We start from the raw sequence: 15,719 nt of genomic DNA on the forward strand, positions 1-15,719 counted from the left end.
GGTCAGTTTAAATCTGCTGGGGCGCTCGCAAGCAGGTTTGTACAACCTGATCCCAAGCCATATCGAAACACAATGGCTCAAAAACAAGGGGGCGTTGGTGCTGGGCACATCGGCCCCGGATTACGCCCCCTTTGATATTTCTACGGGCAGCGATTACTACGAAGGCATCAGCGCCGACTATGCGGGGTTGCTCAGCCAATTGCTGAAGATCGACATTCATGTGAACCGTTACCCCACACGCACAGAAGCAATAGAGGCACTCAAGAAGGGCGAGATCGATTTACTCGCTACCTCCAATGCCTATGAACAAGATGCGCCGCAATTAGCGTTCAGTAGCAGTTATGTGATTGATACCCCCCTGCTGGTCAGACGTATAGACAAACCCGATATCAGCGGCCCCGAGGGGGGACGCCTGGCCATGCTGTATCACTATCAACCCGTCGACCGGGTAAAAAAACTCTATCCCAACGCGCAGTTGCAATTGTATGAATCGACGTTAGGGGCGCTCAGCGCTGTGACATTTGGTCAGGCTGACGCGTACTTGGGGGACATGATCAGTACTCATCATCTGATCAATAAAAACTACCTCAATACCGTGTATTTCAAAGAGTTGGTCAATCTGGATACACAGGGTTTTCATTTTGCAGTGCTTAAGAGCAATAACCCGTTATTGGAGTTGATCAATTCGTCACTGGCGCTGATTCCAGAGAGTGAAGCCAATGCCATTCTCAGCCGCTGGGGCGTGAACGTCATCCCGGATACACAGGTGCAAACGCTGGAATTCACTGAAGCCGAGCAACGCTGGATCGAGAACAACCCTAAGTTGAAAGTTGCCGTTACCGATGACTTTCTGCCTTTTGCTTTTTTCGATGAGCAAGGGAGTTTCAATGGGTTAACGGCAGACCTGCTCGAACGCATCAGTATCAATACAGGTTTGAAATTTGAAGTCATTCCCGTGCCGTCAGTGAGCACGTTGGTCACCTCGGTGACCGAAGGTAAAGCTGATTTGATTGCGGCCATAACCCCCAGCATTGGCCGCCTCAATCATTTGCGCTTCACCAAACCCTACCTTTCAACCCCCCATGTGCTGGTTACACGACGACAGCGGCATGTGGGAGCCACACTGGATCAACTCAAAGGCAAGCGCGTCTCAGTGATTCCTGATGGCAGCATGGCAACATTCCTCGCAGAGCATCATCCCGAGGTGAAATTTGTATACGCTGAAAATTCTGCGCAATTGCTCGACCTGTTGGCCCAAGGAAAAGTCGAGGCGGCCATCACCACCCTGATCAGTGCTCGTTATCTGATTAAACAAAAATACGCGAACCAATTACAGATCAGCAGCACCGTGGGCACTATCCCCGCCCAATTTTCCATGGCTGTGGATAAAAACCTGAACAGCTTGTACTCCATTCTGAGCAAATCACTGGCTCGAATCTCTCCCGATGAAATGGACTCGATTACTCATCGTTGGCGCAGTGCTTTGGTGCTCGACAACTTCGCCTCTAAAACCCACTACGCCTCGATAATAAAGATTACCGCGACGGCAGCAGGGGTCATTCTGATCGCCATTGTGTGGATTGTGTATCTGCGCCGGCTAATCCGGACTCGTAGCCGTGCAGAGCGCGCGCTCAACGACCAACTGGCATTTATGCGTGCACTGATTGATGGCACCCCACACCCTATTTACGTGCGAGATAAAGACGGGCGCCTGTTAATTTGCAATGAGGGGTATTTGAATACCATGGGGTTGCGCCATGAAGAGTTGATCGGCAGGACATTACTTGAGCTGCCTTTCAATCCGGGCCAACAGCATGTGGAGTTTCACGCCGATTATCAGAAAGTGATGAGAGAGGGGAAACCCTTGATGCGTGACCAGATACTCAAGCTAAAAGACGGCGCAGCACTGACCATCTATCACTGGGTACTGCCCTACCACGCCAGTGACGACAGGGTGGTCGGCATTATTGGCGGCTGGATTGATATCAGCGAGCGCCAGCAATTAGTGGTGCAACTTCAGGATGCAAAGGAACAAGCCGATCAGGCCAATCGGGCAAAAAGCGATTTTTTGACCACGATGAGCCATGAAATCCGCACGCCCATGAACGCGGTTATCGGGATGCTGGAACTGGCCATGAAAAAGGCCGAGCAAGGGGTCGCCGACAGCGCGTCTATCGGCGTTGCGTCTCAAGCGGCCCACGGCCTGCTTGAACTGATAGGCGACATCCTGGATGTTGCTCAGATTGAGTCAGGGAATATGTCACTCAATCAACAGCGCACTCATTTGATGACGCTGGTGCAATCGACTGCCCGGGTATTCGAAGCCATGGCTCAACAAAAAGGGTTGCTCATGAGCTTTGAGCTGGACCCTAAAATAAATACAGATGTGCTGATTGACCCTTTGCGCTTCAGGCAAATCTTGTCCAACTTGTTGAGTAACGCCATCAAGTTTACTGACCGCGGGCAAGTTCGCCTGAGTGTTCGAACACAAGAGGGTGAGGATCGAGAGAGACTAAAGGTCTGTGTACAGGTTGAGGACTCAGGGGTAGGAATTGGCGCGGATGACCAGTTACGGCTTTTCCGCCCTTTCGCTCAGGTCAACCATCGGCATCAGCCCCCAGGAGGTTCTGGACTGGGATTGATGATCTCTCGTCAGCTCTGCGAAATGATGGGAGGCGAACTGACGCTGACGAGTACCTTGGGCAAAGGTACGCAAATAAAGCTCAGCCTGGAGATTGTCACCGTACTGTCAAAAACACCCGACCTGGAGGCCGCTGACGAACCTGTTCGCCACCTGCGCCCCTTGAGGATATTGGTGGTCGACGATTACCCACCCAACCGCAGATTGTTGGCACAACAGCTTCACTACCTGGGCCACTGCGCCGTTGAAGCAAAGGAAGGGGCCCAAGGTCTCAAAGCCTGGAGAACGCAGCCCTTTGATCTGATCATGACCGACTGCGCAATGCCCGTCATGGATGGCTACGAATTGACGCAATGCATTCGTGCCGAAGAGGCGGCTCACAACTTGCCCCCCATCTTGATCGTCGGCTTCACGGCCAATGCCCAAACCGGTGAAACAGAACGATGCCTGGCCGCCGGGATGAATGATTGTTTGTTTAAACCCATCAGCCTCCAAAATCTTGAAGCCCGGTTAGCCTGCGCTGACCTCATTCCGATTGATGTCAGTGACGATAAACCCGCCTGCACGGCAAATAAGCTGATCGACCTCGAAGCGCTTGAGCGCCTTGCCAATGGTGATGCGCATGCCCTTAAGCACTTGCTGGAGCCTTTGATCAGCAGCCTGGAGGAAGATATGTCGGCTCTGCTCAAGGCCTTTACCAAACATGATTTGCCGGGCATGAGCGATGTTGCCCACAAGGTTAAAAGTGGCGCACGGATGGTCAAGGCCAATCAATTGGTCATGTGCTGCGAGCAACTGGAGCAATCGTGTTTGGCTCCAGAATGGAGCCAGCTGGCGCAACGCGTAGATGAGCAGTACGAAGCAATGGCGCAGGTGCTGGAGCTGATAGAAGTGTATCGAGTATGAAGGCCGTTACAGACAAGCTGAAGGGCACACCAACAGCACACATGGCGTGGAGTCGCTGACGAGAAACGAAGGCTTCGAACGACCCGCTCTACTCGTCAACGGCTACGCATTCACTTGATCAGGGCACACCCATCACCAATGTGGCACTGCCCGAGAACGCCCCGGTGGCGGGAGTACTACCGGGCTTGCGAGTCAGTGCAAACGTCACCGTATCGCTGCCAGAACTGTTGTAGATATTGGTTCGAAATGATCCACCCGGCGCTACCTGAGCACCCGCTCGCACTAACCCCGTCCCCAGATTGGGATTGCTCATTCCCAGGACACTCGTGTTGAACGAAGCAGGCAGCCCTTTGAATGTAATGGTGATAGGCAGGGTGATGCCCGCGTCCGGGCATCGGTACTCAAGCCGTTTGTCCGCACGTATTGTGGTACTGCTGACACTTTCTCCGATTAGAGTGCGGTCTACATTATTAAAATTAACTTCGATGGGCTGATTGTTATTAATGGTGCAGGTGGAGGGTTCAATAATGAGGCTATTGGCCGCAATGAGATAAATATAGATGTTTCGATCACTGCCATAGTTACTGGTTTGTCTCACGGTGATGACAGCAAACTCATCGCCGGCGCGAATATTGATGGGGCTGCCGGGCGCACCTTGAGTGAGGATATACAAATAAGTTTCCAAATCGACGCCGACTCCGTTATTGGGCATCGTTGCTATATGAATTCCGCCCGGCACTGGACTCAGGTAATCCCTGTTGTGAATACGCAGTCCCATTTGGTACCTGCTGAGTTCAGGAGCGTACACGCCACCTGCGATTGTGTGCCAAGAGTCTTTTCTGGAAGAGGGCCCGCCATCAGGTGTGTATCGGCACTCTAAACGAAATCCGTCCAGATCGATTCGACCCGTACTCGGGTTAGCTATGACCGGGACTTCGACGGGCACCCAGTTTCCGCTTACCCAAGGCCCACCATTTACCCTGCATTCAGATGCAATGACGCTTTGCATTAACAACAGCAGCACTATGCCAGTCAGGTAGTTCATGTTGGTCTCTACAGTGAAAAAGCTATTTAGGCTAACGCTAGGCATCTGCATTCGCAGATATGATTACGGGTAATCCAACGTGAAGGTTGAAGTCGCCGTAAACAGCCCCGCCACAATTAACCGATCCGCAAGGGCTCTGGGTTCTCCTTTTATAAAAGCCTTGAACGCAATGGTATTTGGACCGTCATTTAAGGTTTGCTTGTCGCTGGTGATATTCAAAGGCAGCGGTGTGTTGTCGGGCGTTTCAAGCCCTATCGCGACACCTGATGCGGCGCTACCGCCATCCAGCCTTAACAATCCCGGCAGTTCTGCACTTTCTACGCCACTGAACGTGGTGGTGACTGAGTCCGCGATACGGGTATCGCAGCCCTCAAGATGAATTTCAAAGGGTCGTCCTGTCGTACGGTTGTTGAGATAAAGCTCTTGGGCAGAAACCTCTCTCAAATCAAGCTCAAGTGCCTCATCGCCAGGACGAATCGAGCACGGCTCTGCCACCAGCCGACCTTTGAAACTAAAATTATCTGCCGCGTAGACGCTGCCAGGCATCAGCCAAGGGCTCACTGATAAAAGCACCATCGAGCAGACTGCCCTGCCCTTGCGACTCATTTGTGTGTTCATGGGCTTACTCCTTACTGGTATTGAGCCAGTAGCGTCGCCGTGGCGTTAAACCCGCCGGGATTGAACGACACACCGGGCCGTTTGACCGGCACCGCTTCCAATATGGGTGGCGTTGTGGGGTTAATGACCAACAACGTATTAAGGTCGAAGGGGTTGCCATCTTGCAAAAGCCTGATGCCCAAATCGACAACACTTGATTGCACCGCCGCAGGATCGAATGCCGTGGCCACTCCCCTGACCGTCAGCACCATCTCCCAAGGCAACGTGCCCGCAGAGCAGGTGATGGAGAAATTCACGCGCTCGAGATAATTAAGGCCATCAATGTTATTAACGCCGACATCCTCGAAATCAATTTCGAGGGTGTTACCACTGCTGATGGTGCACGGTGGGGGTTCAATCAGCGTGCCGTTAAAGGCAAGATTGGCCATTGCTGCGTTGGCAAGACACACCGAGCACACAGCAAAAAGAACCGGCTGTTGCCAGAATTTCATCTGTCTTTCCTTCTCATTGCTGCGCAACCACCAACGTGGCCGACGCGGAAAACGCCCCGGCTTGCAGAGTGGAGCCAGACTTTTTGACGGGGACGGCTTCCATCGTTGGCAAGGTCGGGTAAGTGAAATTTTTCAGGCTATTGAGAGGCCATACGCTGCCGTTCATGAAAAGCCTGATGCCAAGATCAGTGTTATTTGTACTCAGGCTTGTACCGTCAAAAGCAGCTCCGGTGCCTTGCAGCTTCAAGGTCATGCCATTCGATGAATGGCCGGTACACGTCACGGTGTAGGGCACGCTGCGTTTGTAGTTCACACCGTCGATGCGGGTGGTCATCAGGTCACTGCCAAAAGGAACATTGAGCGTGCTCCCCCCATTAATGACGCAGGAAGGAGGTGCAACAATTACGCCCCGAATAGTCAGGCCGACCTCTGCATGAACGACTTGGCCCACACTCAACAACCCGCAACCACAGATGAAGACGGCCCCCAAATATGTAATCTTGGCCATTCGTTTTTCCTCACTCATAGTTCAGCCTGAAATCCACGGCTGCCCGAAAAGCACCATTGGTCAAGGCGGCCGATGTCCGTGTGGGCTGTACATGCCAGGTCAGCGTGTCGCTGCCATGGGCCAGAAACAAAGGTGCCCCCCGCGAGCCAAGACGCACATCGCGCCCTAGCGAATCAGTCAAACGCAAGCCCATCCCGCTAACGCCCTGCACTTTCACCAGACGCGGGTCATCCGCATCGGCCACCGCAACGAAAGACACGCTGACGACAGGTTGGTACGCACTCCAGACCAGCGTGCCTGTACGGTCATTGAGCACGCTGCCGGAAGCACGTCGGCAATCCAGAAAACGTAACTGAAACGCCTGGGGGGTGGCGCCGTCTCCAGGACGCATCAACACACTGCGCGGCACAGTTTTGAGGTCGACCGTCTGATAGGCTGAGGTCATTTCAAGGACACAGGGCGCATGGTTTAACGAGCCTGAAATATCCAGTAGACCCTCGCTATCAGCCAGGGCCGACAATGTCGACAGCCCCAGTAGCAGCCCGGTCAAACGTGACACAGAGTCAGGTTTCATAAATCACTCCTGCGCGTGCGTTACTCATCACCTGGCGACGCATCCACGTTTACTTTGCAGGTGTTGCCTGTACAGCTGAACGCCAGCACCGGGCGCCCACCGTAATCGTTTACGTAGGTCAAATAAGGGGTAGAACCGAGTGCAGAAGCACTCGGCCCGAGCGTCAATGAGCCCTTTGGCGGCACCATGAGTGGTTCAAACTGCGCGGCTGTTTTGGCAGCTTTACCGCTGCGCGCATCGACCAGCGTGACAAAGTAAGGCGTGGGATTGTTCACTTGGTAGTGATCCCCTTCACGGGTCAGCGTCAGTTTTTGCTGCCAGGGAGTGGACAGTTCTTGCTGACTTGGAATGATCGGGCCCGGTCGATAGAACAGCTTGATGCGTGTCTGCAGCGCGATCTGCAACGTGTTCGCTTTATCACTGCGCGGCGGAATTTCACGCAGGTTGAAGTAGTAAACCGACTCACGATCTTGCGCGAGCAGTTTGGCCGCGGGTAATGCCTGCACCTTGATCTGACTTTTTTTACCCGGTTCCAGACGCTGTACCGGTGGCAAAACCGTCAGCGGCGAGGTGATTTTGTTGCCCTGCTCATCTTCGATCCAGCCTTGAGCGAGGTAGGGTAATTGGGTGTTGTTGTTGGTGATATTCATACTGACAGCGTCTTTGCTGCCGTCAAAAATCACCCTCGTTCGATCCAGCCCAATCGCGGCCTTGGCGTTATTGAAAAGACTGAACATTAAGCACCCAAGCAAAAAGGGAACACAGCGGTGGGGGGTCATCATGAGGTTTTTTTCTCCGTTTCAATTCGCTTGTCAGTCAGCGACGTTGGCGCAGACAAGGTTTTTTCAGACGCCGGGACATGGCATACCAGGCTTAAGGTCGTGACCAGGCCATCCACGGGCAGGGTCTCAGGCATCACGAGGGTGCAACGTTCACGCCCTCCCCAACTGACCGTCATGGTTTCGCCAGGCTGGATGCCGCTCAGGTAAACACTGCCACCGTCATTGACGATGCCTGTGTTCTGTTGGTTTTCATTCTTGACCGTGGCCCCAAAGGGCGGAGCGCTGCCATCGGGCAGGCGTAGCTCAATCATCGCTTTTTCACCGGAGATGACTTCCAGTGTGCGATAACCGATGGCCCCTTCCGTCAATGTCAGCTGCGTGACTGACTGGGTGGCTTCGACATTGGCAGGCAGGTTTTCAAGGTCAACGCTGGCAGCCGTTCGGTTAAAGCTGTTGACGTCCGCAATCACGGCTTTACCGAATGCGTTGCTGCGAGTCGGGTTGCCATAGCCCCGTATGGGTACGTCGGGTACCCCGGTGGTATCGACCATCAACCGTGTTCCACCCGTGCTGCTGCTGCGATGCAACGCCCCACCATGCGCCGTCAATGTGCCGCCGCCTCGAGCAGACACGCTAACACTGGTGTATCCCTTCTCCTGCGCGCTGGCGCTCCAGTCCACATCCGCCAAGTCGCCGGTATGATTCAGATAGCCACTCACCGAGTTATCACTCGCCGACAGTTGATAGCTGTTGCGTTCGTTCAGACGATCACTGAAACGGGTTGAGTAGCTATATTTATCAAGCGCACGATTGACACTGGAGGTCAGCGTGCCACTTCTGCCCAGCGGAAAACTGACAGATAAGTACATGCCGGTACTGCTTTCATGGCCACTGCGCACATCTCGTTGCTGGTTACGGAACAGATTCAGGGAGAGGCTCATGTTCTTCACAGAGCCCAAGTTGAAATAACGGGCCAGCGAAAAAGACCAACGCTCACTGTCAGGACGGTCCCACCAGGATTGATTCGTGTAATTGAGATAGGCCGTCACGCCAGCATCACGGAACTGCTTGTTGAATGTGGCGGTATACAGCGCTTTACTGCCGCCCACCGGGCCGCCGTATTCATTGGCGTCCAGATACTCGCTCATGCTCATGTAGTTTTTTTCGGAAAAACGATAGCCCGCAAAAGTGACCTGGCTGTCGTACTCTTCAAATCGTTTGGAATAGCTCAAACGATAGGACGCCCCGGACAGCGTATCGTCATTCAAAACAGCTCTGGCACGTGTGACATCCAATGACACAGCTCCAAAACCCAGAAGGTCTCGTCCTGCCCCTAACGTCAGTGCTTTGTAGTTGTTGTCCGTGATAGCGCCGCCGTACAGCGACCAGCCATTACTGATACCCCAGGAAAACTCCCCCGTAGCAAACGCGCTGCCATGCCCGCCATTGTGCAAATCAGACGGACGCCCGCTGGCTAACTTGTAGCGCACCGTTCCGGGCCGCGTCAGGAAAGGAATACTCGCCGATTCAACTTTAAAGGTACTGACGCTGCCGTCCTGCTCCTCTACGCGAACATCCAGCGAGCCGCTAACCGCATCGTTGAGATCCTGAATGCGAAAAGGCCCTGCTGCGACCAGCGTTTCATAGATCACCCTGCCTTGTTGGCTGATGATGACTTTGGCATTGGTATTGGCCACGCCGACGACTTCAGGCGCATAACCGCGCAAGTTGGGCGGCAACTGGTTGTCGTCAGAGTTAAGCGAAACACCCGTAAAGCGGAAACTGTCGAACAGATCTGAATACAGGTAGTTTTCGCCCACCATGAGACGCGCCTGAAGCGAGGGCACTGCGCGGTAGGCATAAAACCGGGTCCACTCAAGTTTTTGTCCGCTGCGGGTATCGTCACTTTCGACACGGCCTTGCCAATCAGCGCGCAAGCGCCAGGGCCCGGCATTGGCGCCCACGGTGCCGTTACCCGTTAAGGTATTGCGTGTAGAGTCGTGCCGTTGATGAATGCTCTGCCCGGTGAGGTTGTAGTCAAGCAGCAGCCCTGGCACCCCTTCATCCCATCGGGAGGGCGGGTCCCAGTTGGGTGCGCTGTATTCCAGGTAGGCCTGAGGTAATGAGATACGCAGGGTTGAACTGCTCAAGTCACCCGTCACTTCCATGCCGGGCAAGCTGCTCGTCTCAAGACACCCGCCGTCTTTCCACCACGCAAGCTGGTCGACGAACTCTTTTTTCAAACCCAGTTGTTCTACTAAAAGATGCGTCAAACACGCCTGACTGCCTTTGGGATCATCTTCTGGCGGGTAAAAAGCCACCGTGTGCTCTGAGAATGTTTCGGTGTTTACCTGGATAGCCATCGGGTATGCGCCTGGCAAGATAAAGCCACTGCGCGAAAACTGGGACAAATCAAAATTACTGCGATCATTGAGGTCGAGGATGTCGGTATTGAACTGAACCTCCTCTGCGGCCTTTACCCCGTCGCACATCGATATCAGGCCACCCAACACACCGGGGCACACAATCGATTTGAATGCTGAACGGGTTAATAACGTAGACAACCCATACATTCAGAAATACTCCAGCCTGAAACGCACCGCAGCGCGGTGTGCTCCTACAGCCATGGGACGGTCATTGCCGATCAGTTGAATGACATAGTGAAGTGTCTGATCTCGTCCGCTCAGTGGTGCAAGATCCATAGGTACGCCCGGCGTGCTTTCGCGCCCATTCACGTCAGTGATGTGCAATGCCACACCCTGCGAGGAACCCAAGGCGGCAAACGAACGACCTTCACGATCAGTCTGCCCCTCGAAGGTCACACGCACATGCTCTGAGTCTGGCAAGTAATTACCGGGACGCTCCGGGTCGGGTCGGGTCAGCGAACAACTCACCAGACTTAACGAGAACGGATGAGGATCACTTTCGCCATCACGAACAAGTCGCCCTACTGGAACAGGGTCCATTTCAATAACTTGATAAGCACTGTTGGCATCCAGCGCACAAGCGGAATCAAGAATTTGTCCACTCAGCATGACTCGCCCTTCATCTTTATGTTCTTGAACAGCAAACACCGTATTAAAGAGGGTTGAACCCAAGACGAGCGAGGCGCTAACTACCAACGCCGATAACACATTCACATTGATCTCCCACTCAAGTGCTGCCCCGCCACTGAACTAACAGCGGCAGGGCAGATACTTATTGATAGGCCAGCGAGAAGTTAGTCACGGCGGTAAATTCACCCGGCGTGATATCGCCTGTGGCTTGGCCTTTCAAGTAGGCACCAAATGCCAGTGTGTTATTACCATCAGCCAAGAGTCGAGGCGTGGTGGCCGTACCCAGTACAACGGGTGCGCCACTGCCATCGACCATCATGATGCCGGCCCCCTGAGCGGTGCCCACAATGCCCAACGCCCCGGGTACGGCGGCCGACTCTGCACCGGTGAAGGTCGTCGTCACCGTTTTATCGGTAAGACTGGACACATCGCAGCCAGTCAGATTGATATAGAAGTCTTCGGGGCTGGCTACACCACCGCCCGCCAACTGCGACTTTGCTACCTGACCCAGGCCAACGGTTTGATCAACGCTATCAGGATCAATTGAACATGCAGCTTCGATAATGGCGCCTTTAAACGTCACAGTCCCTTCGCCTGCACCTGCTGCATATACAACAGACCCTGAACCCGCCAACAAGACCATAGATGCCAATGCTGTTTTAATTGCAACGTTCATACAGTTATTCCTACGTTTAGTTAATTAAAAAGATTGCTTGAACACGCGCCTACGGGAGAAAACAACAAGTTTTATGGAACGTTTAGTTGCGCGCCGACAAAACCTTTAGACGTCCTTATCCACCCTTGCGTCAAAGACGCAATAACCCTCCATAATCAATAGGCCGAGAAGAAGCATACTTAACAGTTATTGCTAAGTTACGTACCGTCGCACCGACACATGAAACAACACTGAAATGCATATTTGCACGTTGATGTCTCGATGACGCTTGCGATGGAACTGTGAAGAATTTAACTGCTATTTCTGTAAAAGCTTGTAGGAATTTCCTGAAGTTTCAAAAAAACTTCTAGGGCTCAAAGGTAAGTGAGGGGAAGAGATGACCTAAAAATTGAGCAAAAAAAAACCGCGATCAGTGATCGCGGTTTACATGGATAGCGGGATGTTATTTGGCGAGCGGAATTTTAGGTGCCCACTGAAGCCATTCGTCTTCGGACTTGTCGAACAACGGGAATGTTTGTTCAGGTCGCGCCTGATTACCCATCTTGTCTCCGTCCGGCGTCGCGAAGGCTATCCCCCCCTGAACCAAAGTCTCCAGGGACTCAGTCCGTATCGTCGCGCCTTTGAACAAACCGAAGTCCACACCAAAACCGCTGCTGTTCCAAAACCGGCTACCGCTACGCACCAATGGCGCGTAGCGCGGCTCGATCAGAATATGCACCAAAACTCGATCTGCGGTATTGCCCAGCTCATACCCTGTCACTTTGCCTACCGTCACTTCTCTATAAGTCACGGGAACCCCCTCTTTGAGCGAACCACGACGTGGTGCGCTCAGTACCAGACTGAGGCCAGCTTGAGAAATGGCGGCTTCAGGCGCCTGGTCGAGTGCGACAAAGTGAGTCTGCGGGCCAGATTGTTTCGCTGCGGGTTGAACCTCAAGGTATTGGCCGGTAACCAGGGTTTCGAGGTTGGCGGTTTTCATCAGGCCAAGTTCAGGTTTGACAACCCAGAACTGGCTACCCGCGCGAGCAATGCGCCCAGGCACCTCAGTAATGCGGGCCTGCAGCATGACTGATTGCAAATCATCACTCAAATCAACGCTTTCAATCTTGCCAACCTCAAGCCCTTTGAAGCGAATCGGCGTGCCACTGCGCAGTCCATCGGCGCGGGCTACTTTAATGGTGATGGGCACGCCCTGCTCCATGGCCGCATCCCGATCCGTGTACAAGCGGAAACGTGGAATACGCTTTTGCAGAGGCGCCTTGGCTTCAGGTGTTTCAAATGCAATCCCACCTGCCATCAGGCTTTGCAGGGACTCACTCTTGACCTGAATACCACCCGTCAACCCCCCCGTCAGTGTTATGCCGCTGGCATTCCAGAAACGTGTTGAGGCATTGACCAGATTCTCGTATTCCTTTTCGATGTGTACACCAATGACCAACTGTTTTTTGGTACGCGAAAACTGGTAGCTCTGAACCGAACCGACTTTGACCTGTTTGTAGAGTATCGGGCTACCCACTTCCAGCGAGCCCAGGTTATCGGTGAAGAGCACCATGTGCAGACCTGGCGATCTCAGATCTAGGGGCGGTGCTTTGGGGCGGGCAACAAACTCACGCTCGGGGGTATTGCCTTTATCACCTGGACGGATAGCGATGTAATTACCTTTAACCAAAGCCTCCAGCCCTGTGATACCGGCCAATGAGATGGACGGTTTGACAACCCAAAATTCAGTACCTTTAACCAGATAATCTTCAGCCAAAGGATCCAGGGCCAATTCAGCACTGGCGCTGGTCAGGTCTGGATCGACCTTGAGAGTCTTGAGGCTACCGACCTGTATGCCTTTATACATAACGGGCGTACGACCCGCCTGAAGGCCCTCAAAATCGCTGAGTTTGACTTTGACCTTGATGCCGGCTTGAGCGGCGTCGAAGTCTTCATACAAACGGAACGGTAAATTCGGGTCCGTTGGCGGGCTGTCTTGACGATTTTCAGGCGTGGCAAACGCAATACCGCCCGCCACGATGCTGGCCAGTGACTCGCTGCGCAGTTTCAATCCCGAGAGATTCGCGTCGATGCTAATCCCGCTGGCATTCCAGAAGCGCGTGTGTTTGCGCACAAGATTGGCGTAAGTCGGCTCGATGAAGACCTTGATCTCTACAGTGCTTTGATCTTCTGACAACACATAGCTTTTGACCTGACCGACCTGAATTTGTTTGTAGAACACCGGGCTGCCGCGATTGAGCGACCCCAGACGATCAGCCTTAAGGCTTAAATGCAGACCGGGCTTTGCATCAGACAGGGGCGGCTCTTGTGACAATGCCTTGAATTTACGTGTGGGCTCACCATCGGCAGGGCTGACGGCAATGTAATTGCCCGATACCAGGGTCTCAAGACCCGTAATCCCCGCTAAAGATACGCTGGGTTTGACCAACCAGAAGCGAGTGTTGGTTTTGAGGTACTGCTCAACGTCCTTGTCCATTTCGACGGTGGCAATCACGCCCTTGTTCGGGCCGTCCTCATCCAGAGCAAGGGTTTTGACCTTACCCACAGGCATGCCTTTATAGACAACTTCGGTCTTGTTGGCGACGATGCCTTCGCCACTCTCAAAACGCACCTGAATATCGATTCCCGTTTGGGTATAGGCACGCCATCCCAGCCAGCCACCGATGATCAAGGCAATAAGGGGAAGAATCCAGATAGCAGACCAATTGGAAGCCGGTCGGGTTTTAGCAGTAGGTAATTCACTCATGGTCGTCGTCCGACTCCGTGTTATCCCAAATCAGTCGGGGATCAAAAGTTACAGCTGCAAGCATCGTCAGCACCACTACGCTGGCGAAAGCAACAGCGCCGAGATTAGCCTCAACGCTGGCTATTCGCCCAAAATTCACCACCGCCACCAGAATGGCGATGACAAAAATATCCAGCATTGACCAGCGGCCAATGAATTCAATGAATCGGTACATGATGATGCGTTGACGTGCCGATAAGGGCTGGTGACGCTGCACTGAGAACAGCAGCAAGGCGATGCCGACCAGCTTAAACGTTGGCACCAGAATGCTCGCGATAAATACGACGGCCGCAATCGGAATCATGCCGTGCTGCACCAACTCGATAACGCCGGCCATAATCGTGCTGGGTGAACCTTGACCCAGCGAGTTGATGGTCATGATCGGCAGAAGATTGGCCGGAATGTAGAGAATGGCCGAAGTCAGCAGCAACGCCCATGTTCGTTTCAAGCTGTCAGGACGCCGAGCGTGCACTAGCGCACCACAACGGGTACAGGTTTGCTCGTCTGTTTCAGGGTCTTGTTTGTTGAGTTCGTGACACTCGGTGCAGGTCAAGATACCCGCATCAATCGCCCGCATGGGTATCCTCCCCTGATAATGCCTGCCAGATCTGGTGCGGTGACATCACCACTTCGAGCCAGACTTGAACCAGTAACAAACTGACAAAACAGATCAAACCCAAGCCAAAACTCAGTTCTGCCAAATCGGCCAGTTTCACGATCGCGACCAGCACCCCCATCAGATACACCTCCAGCATGCCCCAATCGCGTAAATGATGATAAATGCGGTAGATCAGCAGACCATAGCTACGGCCGATATCCCAACGGATGCTGAGTAAAACTGCCAATTGGCACAATAATTTCAGCAAAGGAATAGCCATGCTGCACAGGAACACCACTATAGCGATCCCTGGCATTCCGGTATTGAACAAGCCGAGCACACCACTCCAGACAGTGTCTTGCGACGACTGACCCAAAAGATTGAGTTGCATGATGGGAAGAAAATTTGCAGGCACGTAAAGCAGTAGAGCAGCAATCACCAATGCAAGGCTGCGTTCGACGACGTTATGCCGGTGCGCATATAGCTCATAGCCGCAACGAGGGCACTGAGCTTTCTCACCGAGGGCGAGTTGTGGTTTGCGCATCAGCAAATCACATTCATGGCAAGCCACTAACTCGTCCAGCGGTAAATCTGACACCCTGCGGGGGTCAACCGAATCTGGCATATATGAAGTCTCGGACACAAAAATGACTGCGCCTATTCTAGTGCGCAGGCTGCAAAATAACTGCGCTATTTGTAGGACTTTGACTGCAAGCTGCAAGCTGCAAGCGAACAGCTGCAAGCTGCAAGCTGCAAGCTGCAAGCGAACAGCTGCAAGCGAACAGCTGCAAGCGAACAGCTGCAAGCGAACAGCTTGGGGCATGCAGAGGATTTAAACCCTATTGCTTGTCGCTCGCTCGGGCTTTTTCGCGCACAAAAACAAACCCCCTGTCTGCGTGAGCAGACAGGGGGTTTGGAATTTAATCTTGACGATGACCTACTCTCACATGGGGAAACCCCACACTACCATCGGCGATGCATCGTTTCACTACTGAGTTCGGGATGGGATCAGGTGGTTCCAATGCTCTATGGTCGTCAA

At 53.3% G+C, this 15,719-nt stretch carries 13 protein-coding genes and 1 rRNA gene; 1 reads left to right on the plus strand and 13 read right to left on the minus strand.

The features are described 5' to 3' along the window. Positions 1 to 37: 37 nt before the first annotated feature. Positions 38 to 3,547: a transporter substrate-binding domain-containing protein gene (locus ACI7MX_RS02565; protein WP_405588452.1), complete on the plus strand. Its 3,510-nt coding sequence runs from the start codon at positions 38 to 40 to the stop codon at positions 3,545 to 3,547. Between the two features lie 118 nt (positions 3,548 to 3,665). Here ACI7MX_RS02565 and ACI7MX_RS02570 read toward each other — a convergent pair whose 3' ends face one another. The 13 genes from ACI7MX_RS02570 to rrf all read right to left on the minus strand — a co-directional run bounded on the left by ACI7MX_RS02570 (position 3,666) and on the right by rrf (position 15,719). Next, positions 3,666 to 4,592, minus strand: a complete 927-nt coding sequence (locus tag ACI7MX_RS02570) for a fimbrial protein (protein ID WP_314486478.1) — start codon at positions 4,590 to 4,592, stop codon at positions 3,666 to 3,668. 63 nt (positions 4,593 to 4,655) lie between these two features. Further along, positions 4,656 to 5,210, minus strand: a complete 555-nt coding sequence (locus ACI7MX_RS02575; protein ID WP_405588448.1) for a fimbrial protein — start codon at positions 5,208 to 5,210, stop codon at positions 4,656 to 4,658. Between the two features lie 11 nt (positions 5,211 to 5,221). Then, positions 5,222 to 5,701, minus strand: a complete 480-nt coding sequence (locus ACI7MX_RS02580) for a fimbrial protein (RefSeq protein WP_405588445.1) — start codon at positions 5,699 to 5,701, stop codon at positions 5,222 to 5,224. Between the two features lie 13 nt (positions 5,702 to 5,714). Beyond that, the gene (locus ACI7MX_RS02585; RefSeq protein WP_314486483.1) at positions 5,715 to 6,209 is read right to left on the minus strand and encodes a fimbrial protein; all 495 of its coding nucleotides are present in this window, start codon (positions 6,207 to 6,209) and stop codon (positions 5,715 to 5,717) included. 10 nt (positions 6,210 to 6,219) lie between these two features. Continuing rightward, positions 6,220 to 6,783 (minus strand): fimbrial protein, encoded by a 564-nt coding sequence (locus ACI7MX_RS02590; protein WP_314486484.1) that lies wholly within the window; start codon positions 6,781 to 6,783, stop codon positions 6,220 to 6,222. A 20-nt stretch (positions 6,784 to 6,803) separates the two neighbouring features. Continuing rightward, on the minus strand, positions 6,804 to 7,520 hold the full coding sequence (locus tag ACI7MX_RS02595) for a fimbria/pilus periplasmic chaperone (protein ID WP_405588441.1): 717 nt from the start codon (positions 7,518 to 7,520) through the stop codon (positions 6,804 to 6,806). Positions 7,521 to 7,561: 41 nt separating this feature from the next. Then, complete coding sequence (locus ACI7MX_RS02600; protein WP_405588438.1) at positions 7,562 to 10,138, minus strand: outer membrane usher protein; 2,577 nt, start codon at positions 10,136 to 10,138, stop codon at positions 7,562 to 7,564. Further along, a complete protein-coding gene (locus ACI7MX_RS02605) occupies positions 10,139 to 10,705 on the minus strand; it encodes a fimbrial protein (RefSeq protein ID WP_405588435.1) in 567 nt (188 codons plus the stop codon). A gap of 58 nt (positions 10,706 to 10,763) precedes the next feature. Continuing rightward, positions 10,764 to 11,297, minus strand: a complete 534-nt coding sequence (locus tag ACI7MX_RS02610) for a fimbrial protein (RefSeq protein WP_314486491.1) — start codon at positions 11,295 to 11,297, stop codon at positions 10,764 to 10,766. A gap of 442 nt (positions 11,298 to 11,739) precedes the next feature. Beyond that, on the minus strand, positions 11,740 to 14,043 hold the full coding sequence (locus tag ACI7MX_RS02615) for an MlaD family protein (protein WP_314486493.1): 2,304 nt from the start codon (positions 14,041 to 14,043) through the stop codon (positions 11,740 to 11,742). Continuing rightward, the gene (locus ACI7MX_RS02620) at positions 14,036 to 14,659 is read right to left on the minus strand and encodes a paraquat-inducible protein A (RefSeq protein WP_314486494.1); all 624 of its coding nucleotides are present in this window, start codon (positions 14,657 to 14,659) and stop codon (positions 14,036 to 14,038) included. The genes ACI7MX_RS02615 and ACI7MX_RS02620 overlap by 8 nt, the downstream gene beginning before the upstream one ends. Continuing rightward, positions 14,646 to 15,305 carry a paraquat-inducible protein A gene (locus ACI7MX_RS02625; protein WP_314486496.1) on the minus strand — a complete coding sequence of 220 codons (660 nt, stop codon included), beginning with the start codon at positions 15,303 to 15,305 and terminating at the stop codon, positions 14,646 to 14,648. The genes ACI7MX_RS02620 and ACI7MX_RS02625 overlap by 14 nt, the downstream gene beginning before the upstream one ends. Before the next feature lie 299 nt (positions 15,306 to 15,604). Next, positions 15,605 to 15,719: ribosomal RNA gene (gene rrf / locus ACI7MX_RS02630) — 5S ribosomal RNA — on the minus strand.

The organism is Pseudomonas sp. 2024-210, from assembly GCF_045062345.1.
Taxonomy (GTDB): domain Bacteria; phylum Pseudomonadota; class Gammaproteobacteria; order Pseudomonadales; family Pseudomonadaceae; genus Aquipseudomonas.